22 protein-coding genes are annotated in these 22922 nt (G+C 58.2%); 12 read left to right on the plus strand and 10 right to left on the minus strand.

Annotated features, from left to right (window positions below):
• Positions 1 to 5 precede the first annotated feature (5 nt).
• Positions 6 to 1373, minus strand: a complete 1368-nt coding sequence (locus tag ACJ8J4_RS13050; RefSeq protein ID WP_193403095.1) for a pyridoxal-phosphate dependent enzyme — start codon at positions 1371 to 1373, stop codon at positions 6 to 8.
• 466 nt (positions 1374 to 1839) lie between these two features.
• Between ACJ8J4_RS13050 and ACJ8J4_RS13055 the strand changes: the two genes are divergently transcribed.
• The gene (locus ACJ8J4_RS13055) at positions 1840 to 3045 is read left to right on the plus strand and encodes a serine hydrolase (RefSeq protein WP_033633487.1); all 1206 of its coding nucleotides are present in this window, start codon (positions 1840 to 1842) and stop codon (positions 3043 to 3045) included.
• Positions 3046 to 3142: 97 nt separating this feature from the next.
• On the opposite strand, the gene ACJ8J4_RS13060 is transcribed toward ACJ8J4_RS13055, so the two are convergent.
• The 3 genes from ACJ8J4_RS13060 to ACJ8J4_RS13070 form a co-directional block, all read right to left on the minus strand.
• Complete coding sequence (locus tag ACJ8J4_RS13060; protein ID WP_225735588.1) at positions 3143 to 3634, minus strand: fimbrial protein; 492 nt, start codon at positions 3632 to 3634, stop codon at positions 3143 to 3145.
• A gap of 19 nt (positions 3635 to 3653) precedes the next feature.
• Positions 3654 to 4472, minus strand: a complete 819-nt coding sequence (locus ACJ8J4_RS13065; RefSeq protein WP_038630232.1) for a fimbrial protein — start codon at positions 4470 to 4472, stop codon at positions 3654 to 3656.
• 232 nt (positions 4473 to 4704) lie between these two features.
• Complete coding sequence (locus ACJ8J4_RS13070; protein ID WP_025302211.1) at positions 4705 to 5037, minus strand: hypothetical protein; 333 nt, start codon at positions 5035 to 5037, stop codon at positions 4705 to 4707.
• 665 nt (positions 5038 to 5702) lie between these two features.
• Here ACJ8J4_RS13070 and ACJ8J4_RS13075 point away from each other — a divergent pair.
• The 9 genes from ACJ8J4_RS13075 (at position 5703) to ACJ8J4_RS13115 (ending at position 14076) form a co-directional block, all read left to right on the plus strand.
• Positions 5703 to 6224: a fimbrial protein gene (locus tag ACJ8J4_RS13075; RefSeq protein ID WP_025302212.1), complete on the plus strand. Its 522-nt coding sequence runs from the start codon at positions 5703 to 5705 to the stop codon at positions 6222 to 6224.
• Positions 6225 to 6302: 78 nt separating this feature from the next.
• Positions 6303 to 6839, plus strand: a complete 537-nt coding sequence (locus tag ACJ8J4_RS13080) for a fimbrial protein (RefSeq protein WP_025302213.1) — start codon at positions 6303 to 6305, stop codon at positions 6837 to 6839.
• A gap of 47 nt (positions 6840 to 6886) precedes the next feature.
• Complete coding sequence (locus ACJ8J4_RS13085; RefSeq protein ID WP_197835353.1) at positions 6887 to 9421, plus strand: outer membrane usher protein; 2535 nt, start codon at positions 6887 to 6889, stop codon at positions 9419 to 9421.
• A 96-nt stretch (positions 9422 to 9517) separates the two neighbouring features.
• Positions 9518 to 10267 carry a fimbria/pilus periplasmic chaperone gene (locus ACJ8J4_RS13090; RefSeq protein ID WP_152682230.1) on the plus strand — a complete coding sequence of 250 codons (750 nt, stop codon included), beginning with the start codon at positions 9518 to 9520 and terminating at the stop codon, positions 10265 to 10267.
• A gap of 71 nt (positions 10268 to 10338) precedes the next feature.
• Positions 10339 to 10977 carry a fimbrial protein gene (locus ACJ8J4_RS13095; protein WP_038629099.1) on the plus strand — a complete coding sequence of 213 codons (639 nt, stop codon included), beginning with the start codon at positions 10339 to 10341 and terminating at the stop codon, positions 10975 to 10977.
• A gap of 50 nt (positions 10978 to 11027) precedes the next feature.
• Entirely contained in the window at positions 11028 to 11582 is a 555-nt protein-coding gene (locus tag ACJ8J4_RS13100) for a fimbrial protein (protein ID WP_025302217.1), read from the plus strand.
• A 24-nt stretch (positions 11583 to 11606) separates the two neighbouring features.
• A complete protein-coding gene (locus tag ACJ8J4_RS13105; RefSeq protein WP_025302218.1) occupies positions 11607 to 12029 on the plus strand; it encodes a hypothetical protein in 423 nt (140 codons plus the stop codon).
• On the plus strand, positions 12026 to 13414 hold the full coding sequence (locus ACJ8J4_RS13110; RefSeq protein WP_049207949.1) for an FKBP-type peptidyl-prolyl cis-trans isomerase N-terminal domain-containing protein: 1389 nt from the start codon (positions 12026 to 12028) through the stop codon (positions 13412 to 13414). Before ACJ8J4_RS13105 ends, ACJ8J4_RS13110 begins: the two co-directional genes overlap by 4 nt.
• Entirely contained in the window at positions 13411 to 14076 is a 666-nt protein-coding gene (locus tag ACJ8J4_RS13115) for a response regulator transcription factor (protein ID WP_049207952.1), read from the plus strand. The genes ACJ8J4_RS13110 and ACJ8J4_RS13115 overlap by 4 nt, the downstream gene beginning before the upstream one ends.
• Before the next feature lie 54 nt (positions 14077 to 14130).
• Here ACJ8J4_RS13115 and ACJ8J4_RS13120 read toward each other — a convergent pair whose 3' ends face one another.
• The 4 genes from ACJ8J4_RS13120 to deoC all read right to left on the minus strand — a co-directional run bounded on the left by ACJ8J4_RS13120 (position 14131) and on the right by deoC (position 19466).
• Positions 14131 to 15498, minus strand: a complete 1368-nt coding sequence (locus tag ACJ8J4_RS13120) for an L-serine ammonia-lyase (RefSeq protein ID WP_025302221.1) — start codon at positions 15496 to 15498, stop codon at positions 14131 to 14133.
• Positions 15499 to 15590: 92 nt separating this feature from the next.
• Positions 15591 to 16889 (minus strand): HAAAP family serine/threonine permease, encoded by a 1299-nt coding sequence (locus ACJ8J4_RS13125; RefSeq protein ID WP_004938697.1) that lies wholly within the window; start codon positions 16887 to 16889, stop codon positions 15591 to 15593.
• Positions 16890 to 17868: 979 nt separating this feature from the next.
• Positions 17869 to 18633, minus strand: coding sequence for a DNA-binding transcriptional repressor DeoR (gene deoR / locus ACJ8J4_RS13130; RefSeq protein WP_025302222.1), 765 nt, complete (start codon positions 18631 to 18633; stop codon positions 17869 to 17871).
• Between the two features lie 152 nt (positions 18634 to 18785).
• On the minus strand, positions 18786 to 19466 hold the full coding sequence (gene deoC, locus ACJ8J4_RS13135; protein WP_089195707.1) for a deoxyribose-phosphate aldolase: 681 nt from the start codon (positions 19464 to 19466) through the stop codon (positions 18786 to 18788).
• A 213-nt stretch (positions 19467 to 19679) separates the two neighbouring features.
• On the opposite strand from deoC, the gene ACJ8J4_RS13140 reads away from it, so the two are divergent.
• Positions 19680 to 20516, plus strand: coding sequence for a hypothetical protein (locus ACJ8J4_RS13140; RefSeq protein WP_197835355.1), 837 nt, complete (start codon positions 19680 to 19682; stop codon positions 20514 to 20516).
• Positions 20517 to 20552: 36 nt separating this feature from the next.
• Here the strand turns inward: ACJ8J4_RS13140 and ybjG are convergent, their stop codons facing one another.
• Both ybjG and ACJ8J4_RS13150 read right to left on the minus strand, forming a co-directional pair.
• Entirely contained in the window at positions 20553 to 21158 is a 606-nt protein-coding gene (gene ybjG / locus ACJ8J4_RS13145; protein ID WP_025302225.1) for an undecaprenyl-diphosphate phosphatase, read from the minus strand.
• 5 nt (positions 21159 to 21163) lie between these two features.
• Positions 21164 to 21898 carry a phosphatase PAP2 family protein gene (locus ACJ8J4_RS13150; RefSeq protein WP_049207959.1) on the minus strand — a complete coding sequence of 245 codons (735 nt, stop codon included), beginning with the start codon at positions 21896 to 21898 and terminating at the stop codon, positions 21164 to 21166.
• Between the two features lie 291 nt (positions 21899 to 22189).
• On the opposite strand from ACJ8J4_RS13150, the gene eco reads away from it, so the two are divergent.
• A complete protein-coding gene (gene eco / locus ACJ8J4_RS13155; protein WP_033642514.1) occupies positions 22190 to 22702 on the plus strand; it encodes a serine protease inhibitor ecotin in 513 nt (170 codons plus the stop codon).
• The last annotated feature ends 220 nt before the right edge of the window (positions 22703 to 22922 follow it).

Here is a 22922-nt window from a genome sequence, read left to right on the forward strand (position 1 = left end):
CCTTATTAACGTAATTTTTGGCGCCAGGCGTTAAGCACGTCTGTGCGGGTAATCAGGCCGAGGAAGCGCTCGCCGTCGAGCACCACCGCGACGTGGCCATGGTTGAAGGTGGCCTGTAATTCCTCGTAGCCGGCTTCCTTTTGCAGCGTCTGGACCTGCTTGGTCATCGCGCTGCCGGCCGGCAGGCTGAAGTGGGCGGCGTCGGCCTGGACGGCGTTCAGCAGATCCCACTCATCGATCAATCCGACGACCCGATCGCCTTCCAGCACCGGTAGTTGCGAGATGTCGTACAGCCGCATGCGGGCGTGCACGATCGCCAGCGTGTCGTCCGGCGCGGCGGAAACGGCGGCGCCTTCGTCGTGGCGATAGGCGATCAGATCGCGCAGATCGCCGTGCTGCGGTTTGCTCAGCAGGCCCTGCTCCAGCATCCAGTGGTCGTTATACATTTTAGACAGGTATTTGTTGCCGCTGTCGCAAACGAAGGTCACGACCCGCTTGGGTTCGGTTTGCGCGCGGCAGTAACGCAGAGCGGCGGCCAGCAGGGTGCCGGTGGACGATCCCGCCAGCACGCCTTCCTTGCGCAGCAGATCGCGCGCGGTGGTAAAGGCCTCCGCGTCGCCGATGCGGTACGCGTGGCGGACCTGGTCAAAGTCGCTGAGCGGTGGGACGAAGTCTTCGCCGATGCCCTCAACTAACCAACTGCCCGCTTCGCCGATGTGGCCGTGGTCGAGATAGTCCGCCAGGATAGAGCCGGCAGGGTCGGCGAGCACAAATTCCGTCTGCGGCGAAACGTCGGCGAAATAGCGGCTCAGCCCGCCCAGCGTGCCGCCGGAGCCGACACCGACGACGATAGCGTCCACGTCATGCTCCATCTGCTGCCACAGTTCGGGCGCGGTAGTGGTCGTATGGGCCGCCGGATTGGCCGGGTTGTTGAACTGATCGATATAAAAGGCGCCGGGGATCTCTCCAGCGAGGCGTTTGGCGTAATCCTGATAGTAAGCCGGGTGCCCTTTGCCGACGTCCGAACGGGTCAGCAGCACTTCCACGCCCAGTGCGCGCAGGTGGAAGATCTTTTCGCGGCTCATCTTGTCCGGCACCACCAGCAGCAGCTTATAGCCTTTCAGCGCCGCTACCAGCGCCAACCCCAGGCCGGTATTGCCGGCGGTGGCTTCGATGATGGTGCCGCCCGGCTGCAGTTTGCCGTCGCGCTCGGCCTGTTCGATCATCGACAGCGCGACGCGGTCTTTGATCGAACCGCCGGGGTTTTGGTTCTCCAGCTTGACGAACAGCCGGCATGGGCCGGTATCGAACTGGGTCAGTTCCAGCATCGGGGTATTGCCAATCATCTCGATGACGGAATGGGGGATCGCCATGACTCATCTCCAGGATTATTCGGTATAAAAGTCGTTGTGCGGATGATAGCGCTGAGGATAAGCGCTTTAAAAAGAACAAATAACGGTTCTATATGCCATTATGGAATATATTAATCTTTTTTGGACGTATGGAAGCGCAGATGTTTAGCGGTGCAGATGCTTGGCCGTGTAGCCGTGGGTGGGTGCAAAAATGCGCGTCTCGATGCTTTTTTGAACGATAAGCGGGGGGCTGCGTACAGTTATGTAAAAATGCTGAAAATTCACGCTAAACCCTGCAAAAATAAGATAAATCACATAAACTCACAGCAAGGGCATTTTCGGTGCGTTGTGTTACCCGCTATGGGCGCCGCAGGGGGTTGCGGCCGGCATGCGCGCACCGGGCCACTCTCGCTGGTTGGCTTAAAACGTGAACATGTTTGAAAGTTAACGCTATTTCAATGGTTTGAATGGACACTCTGGCGACGTCATGATGAAAAAAAACTTATCCACTTCCCTGAAAAAACTGACCTTCAGCGTAGGCATCCTGTTGCTGGCTGCCCCGGCCGTGCACGCGGCTGAGCCGCCGGCGCCGCCGCAGGTAGACGCCAAGGCCTTCATTCTGATGGACTACAACAGCGGCAAGGTGCTGACCGAAGGCAATGCCGACACCCGTCTCGATCCCGCCAGCCTGACCAAGATCATGTCCAGCTACGTGATCGGCCAGGCGATCAAGGCCGGCAAGATCAAGCCGGAAGACATGGTCACCGTCGGCAAAGACGCCTGGGCGCCCGGTAACCCGGCGCTGCGCGGCTCTTCGCTGATGTTCATCAAGCCGGGCGATCAGGTGCCGGTGCTGGAACTGAATAAGGGCATCGTGATCCAGTCGGGTAACGATGCCAGCATCGCGCTGGCAGACTACGTGGCGGGCAGCCAGGATTCGTTCGTTGGCCTGATGAACAACTATGCCAAATCCCTGGGCCTGCAGAATACCCACTTCCTGACGGTGCACGGCCTGGATGCGGAAGGGCAGTACAGCACCGCGCGTGACATGGCGCTGTTGAGTCAGGCGCTGATCCGCGACGTGCCGGACGAATACGCGCTGCATAAAGAGAAAGAGTTCACCTTCAACAAGATCCGCCAGATTAACCGCAACCGTCTGCTGTGGAGCAGCAACCTGAACGTCGACGGTATCAAGACCGGTTACACCAGCGGCGCCGGCCACAACCTGGTGGCGTCCGCTACCGACGGACCGATGCGTCTGATCTCGGTGGTTTTAGGCGCGCCGAGCGATCGCGTGCGCTTTAGCGAAAGCGAAAAGCTGCTGACCTGGGGCTTCCGCTTCTATGAAACCGCGACGCCGATCAAGGCCGATAAACCGTTCGTCACCCAGAAAGTGTGGTTCGGCGACGTCAGCGAAGTGCCGCTTGGCGTGGCGAAAGACGCCTCGGTCACCATTCCGAAAGGGCAGATGAAAAACCTGAAGGCCAGCTACAAGCTGACCCAACCGACGCTGGAAGCGCCGCTGGCGAAAAACCAGGTGGTCGGCACCATCGATTTCCAGCTGGACGGCAAAACCATCGAACAGCACCCGCTGGTGGTGATGCAAGAGGTGAAAGAGGGCAACTTCTTCAGCCGCATCTGGGATATGGTGATGATGAAGCTGAGCCAGTGGTTCGGCGGGATCTTCGGCTGAATAGCCTGATGTAAGGAGCGCCCCGGGCGCACCATCCTCGACCAAGCCGCAACGGAGACGTTGCGGCTTTTTTTCGCGAGTTTCTGCGGCGCGGTGATTAAAAGTAGTCCACCAGCATGGTGGCGCCGCTGGTGAAATCGCCTTCCGCCAGGGTGACGGCGCTGTTTTTTACCGGCACCGCATCAAGCGTCGGCGGATTGGCGTAGTCGATGTCCAGCGGCGTATTGATGGCGAAGGCCTTACCGTTGGCCAACAGCTTGATGCCCAATCCATTGACGCTGCTGGTTAACACGCTGCCGTCGAAGGCCGCCGCGCCGCCCATGATCTTCATTTTCAGCTGGCGGCTGTTATCCAGAAACTCGCATTTGATGCTGTAATCGATGCGTTGCATATAGCGGTTGCCGTCGATGCGCTTGATGCCGACCTTGCCGAAGTCGATATCGATGGTGCGCCCGTCGTTGATCACGCAAGGCGGAGGCGCCACTACGGTGGCGGTGATGTTGACTTTGGTGCCCTGATCGGCGGCCTGAGCGGCCGAGCTAATCAATTCCAGCGCCAACAGCAGGGCGCAGCCCGTTTTTATCGTCATGTTCATTCTGGCTCCCGTCTCAAGGTGCGCTGAAGATCAGCGTGGCCGAGCCCGACAGCGGACCGGTGGCGATGCTGGTGTAAGGGACATTGTTCTTCACCGGCACAAAGGTCACGGTATCGTTACCTAGACCGTTGACGATGCGTGTTCTGAAGGCATTGTTGGGTTTCACCACCGCGCCGTTATACACCATCGCCACGCCGACGTTAGGATTGGTGGTCTTGATAAAATCGCTGGAGAAGCCGCTGGCGTCGCTGACCATGCGGATCAGAATATCCTGCGTCGCACTCTGATCGTCGCACTGGTAGCTGAGCGCTTTGTCCTGTTTTATCTGGGCATCGCTGGCGCTTTGAGTCAGAAAGTCCTGGCGGATCTGACCAAAATCGACATTAATCTGCTGGCCGTTGTTGATGGTGCAACTGGTGGTGACGAAGTAGGCGTCGTTGTCGGCGATCAGGCGCCAGCGATAAACGCCGCACTGCGGACAACCCGGCTGATCGTTGGTCTGAATAAAGTTGATTTGGCCGATGACGTCGCCCTTGTTCACCTTGATGTCCGGCGTTGGGAAACGGTTCAACACGATATAGACCCGGATGGCGACAGACTGGGTCTGCAAGCCGGTGAGGCTGAGTACGCTGATGCCGGCAGGCACCGGGGAGTTATAGTCGCTGCCGTTGATGGTGGTACCGCTGCCGATGGCGCCAAAAATCGCACTGTTCATCGACAGCGCCGGACTGTCGGTTTTGAGATAGTCATACCAGCTCGCGACGTCGTTTTTACAGGTGACCTGGCTGACGTTGACGATTTCGTTTTTGCCATAAGAAAGCTGCGGCCCGATGCGAACCCGGACGTCAACCGGCGTGGTCGAGCCCCCGGGTGGAATCAGTCCGCCATCGGACGTGCGGCAGGTAAATGCGTTGGCGTTGCCAAGCAGCAGGAAGAAAGAGAGTGCCAGGCAGCAACGTAAAAATAGCAGGGCTGTTTTTCTCACGATAATATCCCGATATATATAAATGGTGTGCGGCGTTACTCCGCAATGAAATATTGCCAATCAGGCCGGCTGGCCCTATTTATTCCGTTAAAGGAGAGTGAGATGCATCTTTGTTGGGTATGCCGTTGTTATCACCACCGTCCAGCAACGCGGTGGGATACCACCTCAACGAGTTGTTGATGGAGCCGTCCGTCACAATCACTTCTTGTCGGGCGACAAGATCCAATAACAGCCGTCGAGCCCGGTAAACACCGACGTTGACGGCATTGGCCAGTTGCCGCGTCGAGAGCCACTGCTGCTGTGGCGGCGGCCCGGCGACGGGACATTGACGGGGCGATTGCGCGAATAATGTTTGCAGCAGATCGTGCTGCAATTGCCGTATTTCCTTTTGTTTCGGAGATAACGCTTCCATAGCACTTCCTCTGTATTCCGATTGCCGTATTCCTAAGAAAAAACAAACATTCGCCGCCTACCAACAACGAGGTAAAACGCGAACAAAGAAAATTCCTATCTATTTATCAGGATTGAAAAAAAAGGCGTTGCCCGCCCCGTTTTTACCTATGTTCAGGCAGGGGTGGCGTCACGCAGAAACCTAAAATTTTGGTTTATTATATTCACAAAGCGCCACTTTGCGATCTGATTACTTGTGAATCTCGCAAAAACAGGATATTGCTCTATAAAAGTATTTTTTACGATCTATGAGCCTAAAAATAACAGTAAATTAACTTCAATTAGGAAATAAATTGCGAATGTTCGCCTTGATCAAAAAAAGCCTTTTTTTGCTGAGAGGCATTTGCCAGAATATTCATCGCCGAACAAGAAGGGCGGATTAGAAAGTATTGGCCCCTGCTCGTTGTGATTTCGTTTATTTTTATAGGGCGAATTAATTAATGGGTGGGCCGCTGCAGACTTGCCGTTATCGACTTTTTTATTGTCGGTGCCTTTGGGGTTTGGCAGTTAACCAACTAGCAAGATGCTAAAGAATTAGGGCTGCGCACATATAAGCGCGAGCAGGTTTCCTGTGGCTCTTTTTCTTGATTGGAATATGCATTTTTTCTTATAAGGAATATAGGTTCTATGAAACTTAACAAAATCATGATGGCTGCAGTGATTGCATTTGGCGCAAGTTCTTTTGCACAGGCAGCCGATCAGGGACACGGTAAGGTCACCTTCACGGGCTCTATTATTGATGCGCCATGCTCTATTGCGCCTGAGTCGATCGATCAGACCGTAGATCTGGGCCAGGTGTCCAACGTGGCGTTGAAAAACGGCGGCAAATCCAACCCGCGTCCGTTTGAAATCAAGCTGGAGCAGTGCGACATCACCACCCTGAAAACCGTTAAAACCACCTTTAGCGGCGTAGCATCATCTACCGATAAGGATCTGCTGGGCATCGCGGGCACCGCCAGCGGCGCCGGCGTAGCTATCTCTTACAACGGCCAGCCGATCAAACTGGGTGAAGCGACTACCGCGCAGACTCTGAACACCGGCAACAACACCCTGCATTTCGCCGCCTACCTGCAGGGCGAAGGCGCTTCCGCCGCCATCGTTCCGGGCGACTTCACCGCCGTAGCCGATTTCACCCTGGCTTATCAGTAAGTGAGTCCGAAGGCTTAATCAACCAGGCATGGGGCTCGCCACATGCCTGGTGAATCTCCCTGTCAAAGGAATGTCGCGATGTTTTTACCAAGGAATCGAGCGGGTGCCGTTCTTTTGGCGTCGTTGGCGTTTGCGCCCGGCTATGCAACTTCCGCCGCGCAGGGGTGGGGCAAAGTCAACATGCACGGCGCCATTATCGACACCGCCTGCGCCATTGCCGCCGGCAGCCGCGATCAGACGATCGATATGGACACTCTTCCTCTCGGGCAGATCATTCGTGACGGCCAGGGGATGACCAAACCTTTCAGTATTGAATTGGTCAACTGCATTTTGGAACGGCCGGAAAACAAACCTGATTGGAAATTCTTTCAGGTCACGTTTGATGGTTATGCGGAAGGCGCTCTGTTTGGCGTACAGGGCGAGGCGCGCGGCGTCGCATTGAAGATAAAAGACAGCAACGGCACGCCGGTTATTCCAGGGAAACCCTTACCGATGGAAGGAATAATACCGGGAAATAGAGTGCTGAATTATTCCATGACGTTGATGCCGAATCATCAGCCGTTGAAGGCGGGAGCGTATTTTTCCACAGTGCGTTTTAAGCTGGATTATTTTTGATTTTTTCTCGTACTGACGGTTAATTCGTTATTGAAAGGACTTTTATTATGCTTTCACCGGCAGGGAAGTTATTTCGTCTTCAAGCTTTGGGGCTCTGTGTTACCCTTTCTCTGGGAAATCCGATCGCGTTGGTCTATGCCGCCGACGTTATTCAATTCAATACTGACGTATTAGACATCAACGATCGTAAAAATATCGATCTGAGCCAATTTACGCGCAGCGGCTACATCATGCCGGGCGTTTATACCATGGTGGTGCACGTCAATAAGAACGACCTGCCGGAACAGCCGGTGACGTTTTTGGCACCTGAGAACGATCCTAAAGGCAGCGAAGCCTGTCTTTCGCCGGAATTGGTCAACCAACTGGGGCTGAAAGAAAAACTGTTAAGCACGCTGAACTGGACGCACGGCGGCCGTTGCCTTGACGCCTCGAGTCTGGCGGGGATGGAAGCCCGCGGCGATCTTGCCAGCTCCTCGTTGTATCTCAACATTCCTCAGGCCTATCTGGAATACAGCTCGGAAAACTGGGACCCGCCTTCGCGCTGGGATGACGGTATTCCTGGGCTGCTGTTTGACTATAACGTTAACGCCCAAACGCAAAAACACCAGAAAGGCGGCAGCAGTTACAGCCTGAGCGGCAACGGCACCGGCGGCGCCAACCTGGGCGCCTGGCGTCTGCGCGCCGACTGGCAGGCTAACCTCAACCATCAGACCGGTTCTTCTCAGCCTACCGATAAACAGTTCGACTGGAGCCGCTATTACGCCTACCGGGCGATCCCGGCGCTGCGTTCGCGGTTGACGATGGGTGAGGATTACCTGAACTCCGACATTTTCGACAGTCTGCGCTTTACCGGTGTCAGTCTGCGATCCGACGACAGCATGTTGCCGCCCAACCTGCGCGGCTATGCGCCGGAAGTGACCGGCGTGGCGAAAACCAACGCTAAGGTGGTGGTCAGCCAGCAGGGGCGCGTGCTGTATGAAACGCAGGTGGCGGCGGGGCCGTTCCGCATTCAGGACATCAATGACGCCGTTTCCGGCGAGCTGGACGTGCGCGTCGAAGAGCAAGACGGCAGCGTGCAGGAGTTCAAGATGAACACCGCCAACATCCCTTATCTGACGCGCCCGGGTACGGTGCGTTACAAGCTGGCGACGGGCAAACCGTCGGAGTGGGGGCACCATCTGCGCGGGCCGATGTTTGGCACCGGCGAGTTCTCCTGGGGGATCAGCAACGGCTGGTCGTTGTACGGTGGGGGCATCGCCGGCGGCGATTATAACGCGCTGTCGCTGGGGATCGGGCGCGATCTGATGGCGCTGGGGGCGCTGTCGTTCGATGCCACGCAGTCGCGTGCGCGTTTGCCGCAGGATGGCACGCTGACCGGCGGTTCGTACCGGCTGAGCTATTCGAAGAACTTCGATGAATACGACAGCCAGGTCACCTTTGCCGGTTACCGCTTCTCCCAGGAAGATTTTATGAGCATGGGGGACTACCTCGATGCGCGTTACGAAGGGGGACGCAGCGGCAAGAGCAAGGAGATGTACACCATCACCTTCAACAAACAGTTCCGCGATCTGGGGCTCAGCACCTATCTCAACTACAGCCACCAAACCTACTGGGATCGGGCGCCGAACGATCGTTACAACCTGATGGTATCGCGCTACTTCGATATCGGCGATTTCAAGAACGTCAGCGTTTCGCTGTCGGCCTATCGCAACCGTTACAACGAGCGCAACGACGACGGGATGTACCTGTCGCTGTCGCTGCCCTGGGGCAGCGCCGGGACGCTCAGTTACAACATGACGCTCGATCGCGAAGAGAACGCCCATCGGGTCGGGTACTACAACCGGGTTGATGAACACAACAACTATCAGATCAGCGCAGGCGCCGCGCGCAGTGGGGCGACGGCCAGCGGGTATTACAGCCATCAGGGCGATATGGCGCAGATCAATGCCAACGCCAGCTACCAGGCCGGCCGGTACAGCGCCGTCGGCATCGGCGCGCAGGGCGGCCTGACGATGGCGGCGGAAGGAGCGGTGCTGCACCGCGTCAATACGCCGGGCGGCACGCGCTTGCTGCTCGATACCGAAGGCGTCGCCGGTGTACCGGTACGTGGCTATGGCAGTACGGTGCTGACCAACCGTTACGGCAAGGCGGTGGTGGCGGATGTGAACAGCTACTACCGCAATAAGGCCAGCATCGATCTCAACAGCCTAAGCGACAACGTCGAGGCGACGCGTTCGGTGGTGCAGGCCACGTTGACCGAGGGGGCTATCGGCTACCGCAAGTTTGAAGTGATTGCCGGCGAGAAGGCGATGGCGATCGTCAAGCTGGCGGACGGCAGCGAGCCGCCGTTCGGCGCCACGGTGCTGAATGCCCGTAAGCAGGAGACCGGCATCATCAATGACGGCGGCAGCGTTTACCTGTCCGGCCTCAACCCCGGCGAGCGCATGAGCGTGCACTGGAACGGCGCGGCGCAGTGTGAAATCCAGCTGCCGGCGCCGCTGCCGGCCGAAATGTTGATGAATACGCTGCTGCTGCCTTGCCGTCCTCTCACCGGTAACAAGCCGGCGGAGAACGCCAACTGACATACACCCGGCGGAGTGCGCTCCGCCGCTAAACCGCCGGGGCGGGCTCGCCCGCTTCCGGCCGACTGGAACCGTGAAGACATGATGAATCTGACTATGACCAGAAAGACCGTTTTCCTTGTGGGCCCGCTCGTCGCCGCGTTGGCGATCGGCGCGGTCAGCCTGCCCGCTCATGCGGCCATTGCGCTGGATCGCACGCGTGTGATTTTCGACGGCGACCTGAAAACGGTCAGTCTCAACATCAGTAACCAGAACAAACAGTTACCTTATCTGGCGCAGGGATGGATCGAAGACGATCGCGGCAACAAAATCCAAAACCCTTTTACCGTGCTGCCGCCGGTGCAGCGGGTGGAGCCGGGCAAACCGAGCCAGGTGAAGATCCAGTCGCTGCCGGCAGCACGTCAGCTGCCGCAGGACAGGGAGACGCTGTATTACTTCAATCTGCGCGAGATCCCGCCGCGCAGCAATAAGCCGAACACGCTGCAGATAGCGTTGCAGACGCGCATCAAAATGTTTTATCGCCCGGCGGCGCTCGCCCCGAAAAAGAACGCCGCACCGTGGCAGGAGCAGCTGACGCTGACCCGGCAGGGCGACAAGTACGTGGTGAACAACCCGACCCCTTATTACGTGACGATCGTTGAGGCGAGCGCCGGCAAGGGCGGGAAAGGGGCCGCCGGCTTTGAACCGTTGATGGTGGCGCCGAAGGCCAGCGCCCCGCTGAACGTCTCCGCCGCGAGCCTCGGTAGCGGCCCGTCGCTGGCGTACATCAACGATTACGGTGGTCGGCCGCAGTTGAACTTCCGCTGCGCCGGCAATGCCTGCCAGGTCGTACCGGTCGCCAAATGACGATCCGCGCGCAAGCAGGGAAGACAGAGTGAACACAGCGGAGTGAACGAATCATGCAACGAAAGATCCCCATGCTGTTGGGAAAGGCCTATGAACGTCATCAGCGACGCACTATCGGCCTGACGGTGTTGGCCGCGCTGATGGTACCGCTGACGGCAGGCACGATGCTGATGCTGATGCCGCCGGCCCGCGCGGTGGACAACTGGGACGTGGAGGGCGCGAATGGCACGCTCCACGTCTACGGCGCGTTAACGGAAAGCGCCTGCAGCCTGGAAATGACCACCGCTCGTCAGGAGGTTTGGCTGGGGGAGACCGGAACGGCGCACTTCCAGCGTCCGGGCGATCGCGGCACGCCGGTCGCCTTCGAGCTGACGCTGAAAGACTGTCTGCGGGCGCCGGCGAGCAACCGCGACGCCTGGACCGGGGTTCTGGCCTGGAGCGGCAGCCAGCCTGCGGTGTCCGTCGCGTTTTCCGCGCCGACGGATGACGACGCGCCGGGTCTGGTCAGGGTGGCCGGCGTCACCGGATTGGGGTTGCAGTTGGCGGATGCCCGCGGCCTGCCGGTCCGCCTCGGCGCGCGCAACAAACCGATCTTGCTGACGCCGGGGCAAAACACCCTGACGTATACGGTGACGCCGGTGCGCACCCCGGCGACGCTGAGCGCCGGCGCTTACCGCGCGGCGATCGATTTCCGTCTTTATTACGACTAATACGCCGCTTGCGCCTGGTAGGCGCAAGCATAACCAAAGGGAGTGGCGTCATGCGCGCGACAGAGACGAACCGGCGCCGAAGCGCGCTGCTGGGAGCCGGCATGGTCATGCTGGCCGGCATGATGGCGCAGCCGGCGGCTGCGGCGGAAAACATGCGCTTTCACGGTACGCTGGTGGCCGAGCCGTGTGTCATACAACCGGGGGATGAGGACATCCAACTGGATTTCGGCACCATCGTCGACAAATACCTGTACCTGAACACCCGCACCCACAGCCAAACCTTCGCGTTGCACCTGACTGAATGCGATCTCAGCCTGGGCAATACGGTGGCCATTACGTTTACCGGCACCGAGAACGCCAAACTGCCCGGCCTGTTGGCGCTGGATGCCGGCAGCCTGGCCTCGGGGATCGGCATCGGGCTGGAGGACAGCACCGGCAAGGCGCTGCCGCTCAATCGCGCCAGCGATAAATTCCGCCTGAATGCCGGCAACACCACGCTCACGCTGCAGGCCTATGTGCAGGGGGAGCCGGAGGCCATCCAAACGAAGTCCATCGGCCGCGGCACCTTCAGCGCGGTGGCCACCTTTACGTTGGAATACGAATAAGCGTCTACAAGGACAAAAAACGCAATGATGATAAAGCCCCTCAATCGCGCCCTGCGCATGGGCCTGCTGTGCCTGTTGGCGTTGAGCGCCGCCGCCTGTCAAAACCAAAAGTCGGGCAAGCCCGCCGTGAACACCAAAAATCAGGCTGTGCAAGCTCCGTCAGAAGAGGCTTTGCGCAAGCAGCGTGAGGCCGAGCAGCTGCAGCAGTGCCAGCAGCAACTGGGTGCATTGCGCACGATCGACGAGAAACAGTATCAGCGCTACAAACAGGCCTTCGACAGCCTGATGAGCGGCGCTTCGCAGTACGCCAACCTGCGCGCCAGGGTAAACGGCGACACGCAGGAGACGGTGGATGCGCTGTATCGCTACAAGGTCAACTATCTGTGCGCCGGGGTGAATCAGGCGGTGCTAACCGGGCTGGCGGATCGCGGGGAGCAGGTTAAATGAGGCTGCGCCTGCTGGGCTGTGCGGCTCTGCTGTTCACCGGCGTCGCGCAGGCGGACGACGGCGTGCCGGCGCTGCTGCAGTTTGCCGAGCAGTATCAACGGCAGAACACCGCGCCGAAGAGCGAAAACGCGGCGCCCGCCGACCGCGAGGCGGGGCAAAAAAAGCGTGAGCCGGCAAAGCGTCCGCCGGACACCCACCAGCCTGCTTCATCGGCCAAAGCTTTTACGCTGAGCCAGGAATTATTGACGCGTGACCAACAGCTGGCACGCCTGCGAATGGAACTGACGATGTTGCGCCAGGAACTTACTGCGCTGCGGGCGGAGAAAGCGGCGCCACCCGTCGCAGCGTTGCCGGACTCGTCGACGCTTCAACAGTGGATTGCCGGGCTGGGCGCTGCCTGGCGAGGTTCGCCCGACGCGCAGCGCACCGAGGCGCTGTTGCGTCAGGCGACGCAGGAAACCGCCAAAAGCAGAACGACGGCGGCGCAGGCCGAACGGCGCGTCACCGAACTTGAGTCTGCCGCGCAGGCATCGGCACAGACGCTTGCACAACGCCAACGCGAGCACCAGGAGGCGTTGCACGCTCTGCGCGCCGCGTTGGAAGAAAGCGAGCAGAAGCGGGCCGGTGAGCAGAAGGCGACTCAGCAGGCGCGCGAAGACCTGCTGGCGTTGCGTAAGCGGCTGCTATGGGAGATGACGCCGGAGCAGTTGAAGGATGAACGGAAACGGTTGTCCTATGCGGCGGGCAGTGCGCTGGGGCGGGATATTCAGGGGTTGATGACGGAGCGTCAAAGCTGGGGGGTACCGGTGGACCGCGACAGCCTGTTGGCGGGCGTTATCGACAGCGTGGCGGGGCGTTTGCAGCTGCCGCCGGATGAACTGAATACGCTGACGGCGCAGGCGGATGCCGCCGCCGTGGCCGCGCGTGAGAAACGCGTTAACCAGCAGCGGCGGCGCGATGACGATTACCTGACGCAGTTCAGTCAACAAAAGGGCGTAAAGCAGTCGGCGATGGGCTTCTGGTATCGGGTGGATTACGCCGGGGAGGGCGCGCTGGCGCCAACGGCGGTGGTCGATGTCGTGGTGAAAGAGAAGCTGACCGACGGCACGGTGATCCAGGATATGGATCTGAGCGGCAAGGTGCTGTCGCAACCGCTGTCCGAATATCCGCAGCTGTTCCGGGAGGCGATAGGTCATCTGCACAACCACGGCTCGTTGACGATGGTCGTGCCGCCGGCGCTGGCCTACGGTGAAACCGGCTACCCGCCGAAGGTGCCGCCCAACGCCACCATGGTTTATGAATTGCGCATCGACAACAGCCAGGCGCCGGCGAAGGGCGTCCAGGCGGTTAAACGGGAAGCCGACACGGCGGGAGAACAGGGATGAACACGATGATAAAAATCGCGCTATTTGATGAGAATCGATACTTCAGCGCCGGTTGGCAAGAGGCCCTGGCGCTGCATTTCAGCACTTACGGCAAGCGCACGCTGTTAGTGGATGCGCGGCAGGTTCACGAAGCCGATTTGGTGTTCTGCTATTTTCCTCCCGGCGTGCAAAGCTGTTTTTGTCACCTCTCTGAGGCGCAGCCCGCGGGGCGTAAAACGCTGTATTTCTCGTTGCGAACGCCGGAGGGACGGCATAAACGCACCGTCGGTAACCGCTGCTCGCTGGAGACTGGCGTCATCTACCACGATATGCCGTTGGTTTCGGCGCTGTATCAGGTGAGCGCCGAGCTGGAGCGGCGCAGCAAATGGCCGGGCAGACTGAGCTGTGGCAGGAGCTGCGTATGCCAACACCGGGGCCTGACGCTGCGCGAACAAGAGATCATGCGCTGCATGACGCGGGAGATGGGAGTCACGCAAATCGCCCGGATGCTGGACATTAGCGTGAAGACGGTCAGCAATCACAAGATGAGCGTCATGCGCAAAATGGGATTCCGGCGTAATGCCGAACTTTACGGCTGGCTGCGGCACAGCGCTCGTCCCGGGGCTGTGGGGCTTCGCGCGGGTATTCAGTCCGGCGTTGCGGCAGGAAAGGATCGCTATTGAAACGGCGCCGGCCAAGTCACACCGGCTGGCGCCTTAAGTACCTCGCCGTGGCGATCAGTTGCAGGCCACGACCTTGATCGCCAGCCCGCCCTGTGAGGTTTCGCGGTATTTGGCGTTCATGTCTTTGCCGGTCTCGTACATGGTTTCGATCACCTTATCCAGACAAACCCGCGGTTCGCTGGTCCGGCGCATCGCCATGCGTGCGGCGTTGACCGCCTTAACGGCGGAAATGGCGTTGCGTTCGATGCAGGGCACCTGAACCTGGCCGGCGAGCGGATCGCAGGTCAGTCCCAAATGGTGCTCCATGGCGATCTCCGCCGCGATGCACACCTGCGCCGGGCTGCCGCCGAGCAGCTCGGTCAACCCGGCCGCCGCCATCGAACAGGCCACGCCCACTTCCCCCTGGCAACCCACTTCGGCGCCGGAGATCGAGGCGTTCATCTTGTACAACGCGCCAATCACGCCGGACGCCAGGAAGTAGCGTGTGTAGGAGTTGGCGTTCACCGGGCGGATGAACTTGTCGTAGTAGGCCAGTACCGCAGGGATAATGCCACACGCGCCGTTGGTCGGCGCGGTGACCACGCGGCCACCGGCGGCGTTCTCTTCGTTGACGGCCAGCGCGAACATGTTGATCCAATCGACCACGTTCATCGGATCGATATTGTTCTTGTCGCCGGTCACCAGAATGCGTCGCAGCGCGGCGGCGCGGCGCGGCACTTTCATCGGGCCAGGCAGCAGGCCTTCGGTGTTGATGCCGCGCTCGATACCGGCGCTCATCACTTGCCAGACGTCGGCGAAATGCGCGTCGATGTCCGCCTTGCTGCGCAGCGCCAGCTCGTTCTGCATCACCAGGCCGGACAACGACAGCCCGGTGTCTTTGCAATGCTGCTGCAGATCGTGCGCTGATTTGAACGGGTAGGGCACCGGCGTGGCGCCCTCGGCGGACTGGCCGAAGTGTTCTTCGTCGACGATGAAACCGCCGCCGATCGAGTAATAGGTTTTGCTGTGCAGCAGGCGTTCACCGGCGAAGGCACGGATGCGCATGCCGTTTTCGTGCAGCGGCAGATTATCGCTGTGGAAATTCATGCCGCCGTGCAGCGGAAAATCCACCTCGTGGTGGCCGTTGGCCAGCGGCAGGCGGCCGCGCTGTTCCACGTCGCGAATAAAGCCCGGGATGCTGTCGATGTCCACGTCGTGCGGCAGGTTGCCGGCCAGGCCCATGATGATGGCGATGTCGGTGTGGTGGCCTTTACCGGTCAACGACAGCGAACCGTAGACGTCGACCACCACGCGGGTGGTGTCCTGCAGCTGCTGGTGGGCGATCAGATCGTCGACGAACTGTTTGCCGGCTTTCATCGGGCCAACGGTGTGGGAGCTGGATGGGCCGATGCCAATTTTGAAAATATCGAAAACGCTGACCATGGTCTCGCCTCCTTCTTCAGGTTTCAGGCGGTGAATACGGGAAATGGGGGAGTGCGGGAGGGCCGGCGCACAGCGGCGCCGGCCGGACGTGATTAGCCGAGCAGGCTGAACACGATAGCAGAGATGGCGATCAGACCCATCACAACCACGAACACGTTGCTGATGTGGCCGCTGTACTTGCGCATGGCAGGCACTTTACGAATGGCGTACATCGGCATCAGGAACAGCAGCATGGCGATGATTGGGCCACCCAGGGTTTCAATCATGCCCAGGATGCTTGGGTTCAGGGTGGCGACGATCCAGGTGGTCACCAGCATGAAGATAGCGGTCATGCGGTTCAACTTGGCGGTGCTGACGGTTTTGCCACGGCTCTTCATCGATTTGGCAACCAGACCGTTGAAACCTTCACGAGCGCCGAGGTAGTGGCCCAGGAACGATTTGGTAATGGCGACGAAGGCGATAACCGGCGCGATGTACTCGATCATCGGGTTGTTAAAGTGGTTAGCCAGGTAAGACAGAATCGAGATGTTCTGCGCCTTGGCTTCCGCCAGGTTTTCCGGCGTCAGGCTCAGCACGCAGCTGAACACGAAGAACATCACGGTCAGCACCATCATGATGTGTGCATAAGCCAGAATGCGGGAGCATTTCTTCTCGGCGTCTGCGCCGTACTCTTCGCGTTTGGCGACGGCGAAAGCGGAGATGATCGGCGAGTGGTTAAAGGAGAACACCATTACCGGGATTGCCAGCCACAGGGTCATGATCAGGCCGTGGCCCATGCCGGTACCGCTGCCGGACAGCGACACGTTTTCGAAGATGGCGCCGGTCCAGTTAGGGATCAGGTATACCGCCAGCAGCATCAGCACCGCCACGAACGGGAAGACCAGAATGCTCATGGTTTTCACGATGGCCTGCTCACCGAAACGCACGATGGTCATTAGGCCGACGATCAGGATCAGTGACAGAATGGCGCGCGGCGGCGACGTCATGCCCAACTGGTGGGTAATGAAGCTGTCGACGGTGTTGGTGATCGCCACGCTGTAAACCAACAGAATCGGGTAGATGGCGAAGAAGTACAGCAGGGTAATCAGTTTACCGGCGGTGATGCCGAAATGCTCTTCCACTACAGCGGTGATGTCTTCACCGGGATTTTTGCCGGACAGCACGAAACGGCACAGGCCGCGGTGGGCAAAGAAGGTCATCGGGAAAGCGATGATGGCCATGATGATCAGAGGAATCAAACCGCCGATGCCGGCGTTGATGGGCAAGAACAGGACGCCTGCGCCGATGGCGGTGCCGTACAGGCCCAACATCCACATGGTATCCGTTTTACGCCAGGTACTGCTGGAGCCCGAGGCCGCAGAGGCAATTGTGCCGGTCTGTGTAGTGTCCATAAATATCTCCGAAGTGAACACGAATTTAAAATTAAAAGGCAAAACTTAAGGTTAAACCGTCAAACGTCCTATTCAGGCAACGCTTGCGGTAAGAATCAGGTGTTGCTTGCGGGGATGTTTTGGCGTCCCCCTGGTTGTTTATTGTGTTCATTACCAAGGCACAGCGCCGGGTAATTCACTAAAGACTTTCCACCGTCACGGGGGATAAAAGTCGTTACCGCTGCCGACAGGTCATTGCCTGTCGATTTTTGTTGGCGGCAAGATAACGATTTACAGTAGAAACAACCGTGATCCTGCTCTCAAATGCGTAATATGTGCAGTTATCTGCTTTTTTATCGATTTTTCGCGCATTTGTTGCACATTTGTGTAAGATTTTGTGCTGAGAACGCTCTCATAAAATTTTCTGCGATTATGCGGCTTGTACAATAATTAGCCGGATAAAGCGCTGTGCTCAGCAGCAAGCCGAGCAATATATTTTATGCGTGGTTTTGGATCTAGCGAAAAACCCGGATTAAGCAGTTTTAGTGATGTGGATCACATTATGTTTTTAAGGTAAATTGAATTTATCTTTTTGTTTTTAATGATTTTTATTTAAAATTCACCGCTAGTAACGAAGGGAAATTACTTACGTGGTTAGCGGATAAAAATGCGTAACCATTCATCATATAAATAACAGATAGCTAACAGGTATTGGTGAGATTTGCTGCAATCGCGTAAACCGCCGTTTATTTAAACTTCCTGGCCTTTGGTACGATTTATCATATAAAAGCCATAAATAGCCGTTAATTCACCCAGCCGACCGCGTGTTTAGCCTGCGAAAAAATAATCACGCGGGTGAGCTGTTGCATTTTATTAACCTGATGTTGCGTGCGGATAAGCGAAAAACGCGAATTGATTGCGCATTATTTGTTCATTTTTGGGTAAGGAAAGAGGGATATCGAAACGGTGCGCCGTCGGTTATGACGGCGCTGAAGGCGGATTAATAGCGGATAGCGATGGCGTTGTCGTTGAAGAATGCCAGGAAGTCGGCGGCCGGTTGGCGGTCGGTGATCACCCGATCGAATTGTGTCAGGGGGCCGATGCAGGCCGGTTTGGTTTTGCCGAATTTGCTGTGGTCTGCCACCAGGATCTTTTGCTGCGCCATCGCCATCGCGCGATGCTTCATCTCCAGTTCGTCGAAGTTGAAGCAGGTGGCGCCGTGCTGCAGACTGAGGCCGGCGGCGGAGATAAAGGCGATATTCGGGCAGATATGATCGAGCTCGTTACGGCCGCTGACGCTGGAAAAGATGTAGTTGTTCGGCTTGAACTCACCGCCGCACAGGACCACTTTGCAGTTCGGTTTGTCCTGCAGCGCCAGGAAGGTGTTCAGCGAATGGCACACGGCGGTGAAGGTCAGTTCGTCGGCGATGGCGTCGATGATCGCCGGGGTGGTGGTGCCACAGTCAAAAAACACCGTGTCGTTTTCATTGATCAGCGGCGCTGCCAGCAGGCCGATGCGCCGTTTCTCCGTGACCTGTTTGGCTTTTTGATCGGAAACGAAGTAGTTGGTCACGCCGTTGCTGCGCGGATCGGTCACCACGTAGCCGCCGAGCAACACCACGGCCGCCGGTTCGGCGCTCAGATCGCGGCGAATGGTCATCTCCGAGACCCCCAGCAGCGCGGCGGCTTCTTTCAGGTGGATCTTGTCAGCGCGTTTTAACGCCTGAACTAACCGGTTGATACGTTCTTCGCGCCGCGTTTCCATAGATCCGTCTTCCCACAGGTAGTAGAGGTAAAGGGGCGTGCCGGCATTTCCGGCGCTAAACACAACGATGCGGGGCAATATCGGGCCGCATCAGCCGCCCGTATTGTCCCGCATCGGAGTGTATGGCCATGCCCGTCAGGGCAAGCCGACGATCAGTAGCTGCCCGCCGCCGGCTGGGCGCCGGATACGATGGCGACGCCGGAGCTGGTGCCGATGCGCGTGGCGCCGGCTTTAATCATCTTCTCGGCGGTGGCGCGATCGCGCACGGCGCCGGAAGCTTTCACGCCCATTTCGCTGCCCACAGTCTCACGCATCAGTTTGACGTGCTCTTCCCGAGCGCCGCCGGTGCTGAAGCCGGTGGAGGTTTTCACGAAGGCGACATCGAGTTCGCGACACATTTCACAAACCTGGACGATCTGCGCATCGCTGAGCAGGCAGGTTTCCAATATTACCTTCAACGGGATCGCCGCGCAAACCTCGCGCACGGCGGCGATATCGGCTTTCACTTCGTCCAGCAGGCCGCTTTTCAACCAGCCGACGTTGATCACCATATCGATCTCTTGCGCCCCGGCGGCGATCGCCGCTTTGGCTTCAAAGGCCTTGGCGACGGTCAGGCCGGCACCCAGCGGGAAACCGATCACCGAGCAGACTTTCACGGTGCTTTCTTGCAGCAGCTGGGCCGCCAGTGGCACGTAGCCGGAGTTGACGCATACCGCATAGAAGTTGTGCTGCTGTGCTTCTTCGCACAGTTTGGCGATCTGCATTTCGGTGGCGTCCATGGCCAGCAGGGTGTGGTCGATATAGCTGGCGTAATCGATGTTTTCGGTGGTCATCGCGGTTCCTTAGTGAGGTTAAGACAGTAAACGGAGTGAGGAATGTGAAAATAATAACATTCCGATGCCGATAAACCTAGTGCTGTTTAAAAAATGTCGACCAGATCGTCGCTATAATGCTGTTATAGGTATAGCTTAAAGGCGTTTCATTTGTTATTTAAATAACATTTTGTGGCTCGCGGCCTGCGCGGGCGAAACGTCGAGGGAAAAAAGATGAAGATCAACATCGATCTGGCTCCTGAAGCTTTCGGGGCGCATCGGCAGGAACTGTTCCGCAATGCGGATTTCGCGGTGAGCACGCATCGCTGCACAGAACGCGGGCCGATGCTGACGTTGGCGAATCACCGTGGCGCACTGACGGTTTTGCCGTATCAGGGCCTCACGATCTGGGACGCTGAGTTTGACGGTCATTCGCTGAAGTCGGGCCGGCGCAGCGTAAAGGGCGCCGGAAGAAAGCGCGCTGACGACGCCGCATTCTGCCCCGCCTGGCCGCATCAGGACGGTGAGCCGCTGCAGATGCAACGCGTGTGGATCCAGCTGGCGGGCGATGAGCTGACATTGCACGGCGAGGGGGAGCGGGCGGGTGGGCGTTGGCGCATCGGCCCGGCGCTGCGTCTGGCGGCGCAGAGCGCGCAGTTCGCCATTGAGATGATGGTCACCAACCTGGCTGAGCGGCCGCAGCCGCTGCGCTATGTGTGTCATCTCAACTACGACTGCATTCCCGATGCGGTATTCCGTCAGAACCTGCCGACGCCGGCTTTATTAGGGGATACGATCGGGCAGGAACTGTTGTGCTCCGACGATCTGACGCGCTACGTGGATCAGGCCGAATTCTTTATGCTGGCGCCGCAGGGCCGGCGTTATGTGACGCGTTTTGCCACCGAACAATTCAACTATGGTTTCCGGCGCATCGCCGTTCAGGGCAACAGGCGGCTGCTGGCTTTTATCCAGCCGGCGAACTGTCGGCCGAACGCGCCGGAAGGGGAGGTAGGAGTGATGCTGGGAGCGGGAAAAACGCGGACGTTCTGTGTGACTACTGGCGTGGTGTGAAAGCAGGGGCGGTAACGCCCCTGTCATGTTGTGCGGTTACTCTTTCACCCAGCCGCGTCGAATGGCGAAGGCAAACAGGAAGCGATACAGGCGCGACAGCTTGTCGGCGAGGACATCGCCGAACAGATTCCATACCAGCTGCGCGAACAGGCAGCCGACCAGGCCGAGCAGGAAACCGCCAACCATATCCAGCGGCCAGTGCACGCCGAGGTAAACGCGTGACCAGGCGATGCCGGCGGCGACAATCATCAGCAGCGCGCCGGACCAGACCCGGTGCCAGAACAGGAATGCCAGCGCAAAGGTAAAGATGGCGGTGCCGTGATCGCTGGGGAACGAGCTGTCCGGCGCGTGCGCCAGGAAGGTATAGCCGACGCCGGCGACGAACGGACGCTCATGCGGCAGCAGCGCGCCGATAGCGGAGGCGGCAAGCATGGCGAACAACAGCGCGATCGTGGTTTTCGCCACCACTTCGCGCTGTGAAACCAGCTGGCTTTGCGGCCCCCACAGCCACAGGCCGACGATCAGCAGCGGCACGATAATGATAAGATCGCGCGCCAAAAAGGTGGCGAAATCGATCATCCATTCGGGAGACGCCGGGGTCGCATTGATCCAGGCGAAAAGAACATGGTTTAGCTGCTCCATAACCGTTACCTCATCTTGCGGCGCCAATAGCCGCTAATCATCCAATAAATAGCCAACTGGCTTAACCAAACCCACCAACCCGCCCACAGGTTATGGGTAAGAAAATGTGCGCCACGCATGATCTGACCAAAGCCCATCAACATGCCGAGCGCAATGCCGCCGCACCAGCACCACCAGGCCAGGCGCGGACGCTGCGGATAAAACAGGAAAAACAACGCCATCACCGCGAAACCGCTCGAGGCGTGCCCGCCGGGGAAACAGCGACCGGGGCCCGGCAGCGCCGGTACCGTGCCGAACAGCGGGAAGGACATCGCCTTGCCGCCGTACTCAATCAGATCCCACGGACAGGAGTGCGCGCTGGTGGCTTTGAGAATGCCCACCACCAGCGGGCCGATACCAATCAGCAGCATGGTTACGATCAGGCGCGCGCTGCGGCGATAGAGGCCCCAAAACAGTGTCAGCACCGCCCCTACGATCACTATCTGCTTCAACAGGCGGTGATTGATCAGATCCAGCCAATAATTGTTTTGCCACGGGAAATGCCCGCTGGCGGCATCGTACCAATAATTGCTGATCGCCCAGTCCAGCTGTTCGTTACGGGAGAGCCATAGAAACACCAAACCGCTGATCAGCAGGCCAAAAACTTGCCAACGGTAAAAGGATGCCGACAGGGAGTAAAGGGTGGTTGTCTTAATTTGCGGTGTCGTTGAGGATTGATTTAATGACGATTCTGGATTCACGCGCAGGCTCAGTGACAGGATTGAATGACGTTACTGTAATAATTCTGTCTTAAGAAAACCTTAGTCCGCCGGTAAGAAAACCCTATCTGATACACTTGCTTGTACGAAGGTAATCGCTGGTTTTTCTCGTCTTAACCCGAGGGTGCGCTGGCTAATTGCTCCAGTTAACGGTTTATATTAGGCGATTGTCACTATTGATTGCCTATTGTAAAGAAGATTAAACCTGTGGCGAGCTTAGCGGTAGTGTATTAGTTTATAGACGGATTATTTGACAAAGTGTAGGGATAAAACATGAACAAGGCATCCGTTGTATTTTCCGGCCTGCTGATGGCCGTTTCCGCTGGCGCTATGGCGGCGACCTCTGGCGATGACGCAGACATGAGCAAACAGCCGCTGGAAAAAGTCGCGCCTTACCCGAAAGCCGAGAAGGGCATGAATCGCCAGGTGATCTACCTGCCGAAGCAAGAGCACGAAGAGAACTACAAGGTAGAACTGCTGATCGGCAAGACGCTGGAAGTGGACTGCAACCGCCATATGATTGGCGGCACGCTGGAGACCAAAACCCTGTCCGGCTGGGGTTATGATTACCTGGTGCTGGAGAAGCTGTCTGAACCGGCCTCGACCATGATGGCCTGCCCGGACAATACCAAGACCAAGAAATTCATCGCCGCTAACCTGGGCGACGCCGCGATGCAGCGCTACAACAGCCGCCTGCCGATCGTGGTGTATGCGCCGAAAGACGCGGAAGTGAAATACCGCATCTGGAAAGCCGAAGATACCGTAAGCCAGGCTGAGCAGAAATAACCGCCGCCTGACGCCGCTCCGCTGGCCATTCCCGGTTGGCGGAGCCTTTCTCCTTCCTGTCTCCTTATCATTCCCGCATCTTTGACACTCGACTGATTGCTTTCGGACGTGGCTTTTAGCCGCAACATGGCAACGAAATACGCTCTTCACATGGCACAGGAAGCACGCCGCTGCATGGATGGGAGAGGATGCGCGCGTATAGAAATAGAGCAAAGAAATC

It is taken from the genome of Serratia sp. CY47280 (assembly GCF_052168655.1).
Lineage (GTDB): Bacteria > Pseudomonadota > Gammaproteobacteria > Enterobacterales > Enterobacteriaceae > Serratia > Serratia bockelmannii.

Coding starts and splice junctions, on each gene's coding strand:
- ACJ8J4_RS13075 (WP_025302212.1), top strand. CDS start 5,703: ATGAAACTTAACAAAATCATGATGGCTGCAGTGATTGCATTTGGCGCA.
- ACJ8J4_RS13100 (WP_025302217.1), top strand. CDS start 11,028: ATGCGCGCGACAGAGACGAACCGGCGCCGAAGCGCGCTGCTGGGAGCC.
- ACJ8J4_RS13120 (WP_025302221.1), bottom strand. CDS start 15,498: ATGGTCAGCGTTTTCGATATTTTCAAAATTGGCATCGGCCCATCCAGC.
- ACJ8J4_RS13070 (WP_025302211.1), bottom strand. CDS start 5,037: ATGGAAGCGTTATCTCCGAAACAAAAGGAAATACGGCAATTGCAGCAC.
- ACJ8J4_RS13060 (WP_225735588.1), bottom strand. CDS start 3,634: ATGACGATAAAAACGGGCTGCGCCCTGCTGTTGGCGCTGGAATTGATT.
- deoC (WP_089195707.1), bottom strand. CDS start 19,466: ATGACCACCGAAAACATCGATTACGCCAGCTATATCGACCACACCCTG.
- ACJ8J4_RS13085 (WP_197835353.1), top strand. CDS start 6,887: ATGCTTTCACCGGCAGGGAAGTTATTTCGTCTTCAAGCTTTGGGGCTC.
- ybjG (WP_025302225.1), bottom strand. CDS start 21,158: ATGGAGCAGCTAAACCATGTTCTTTTCGCCTGGATCAATGCGACCCCG.
- ACJ8J4_RS13125 (WP_004938697.1), bottom strand. CDS start 16,889: ATGGACACTACACAGACCGGCACAATTGCCTCTGCGGCCTCGGGCTCC.
- eco (WP_033642514.1), top strand. CDS start 22,190: ATGAACAAGGCATCCGTTGTATTTTCCGGCCTGCTGATGGCCGTTTCC.
- ACJ8J4_RS13080 (WP_025302213.1), top strand. CDS start 6,303: ATGTTTTTACCAAGGAATCGAGCGGGTGCCGTTCTTTTGGCGTCGTTG.
- ACJ8J4_RS13110 (WP_049207949.1), top strand. CDS start 12,026: ATGAGGCTGCGCCTGCTGGGCTGTGCGGCTCTGCTGTTCACCGGCGTC.
- ACJ8J4_RS13090 (WP_152682230.1), top strand. CDS start 9,518: ATGACCAGAAAGACCGTTTTCCTTGTGGGCCCGCTCGTCGCCGCGTTG.
- ACJ8J4_RS13140 (WP_197835355.1), top strand. CDS start 19,680: ATGAAGATCAACATCGATCTGGCTCCTGAAGCTTTCGGGGCGCATCGG.
- ACJ8J4_RS13055 (WP_033633487.1), top strand. CDS start 1,840: ATGATGAAAAAAAACTTATCCACTTCCCTGAAAAAACTGACCTTCAGC.
- deoR (WP_025302222.1), bottom strand. CDS start 18,633: ATGGAAACGCGGCGCGAAGAACGTATCAACCGGTTAGTTCAGGCGTTA.
- ACJ8J4_RS13050 (WP_193403095.1), bottom strand. CDS start 1,373: ATGGCGATCCCCCATTCCGTCATCGAGATGATTGGCAATACCCCGATG.
- ACJ8J4_RS13115 (WP_049207952.1), top strand. CDS start 13,411: ATGAACACGATGATAAAAATCGCGCTATTTGATGAGAATCGATACTTC.
- ACJ8J4_RS13105 (WP_025302218.1), top strand. CDS start 11,607: ATGATGATAAAGCCCCTCAATCGCGCCCTGCGCATGGGCCTGCTGTGC.
- ACJ8J4_RS13095 (WP_038629099.1), top strand. CDS start 10,339: ATGCTGTTGGGAAAGGCCTATGAACGTCATCAGCGACGCACTATCGGC.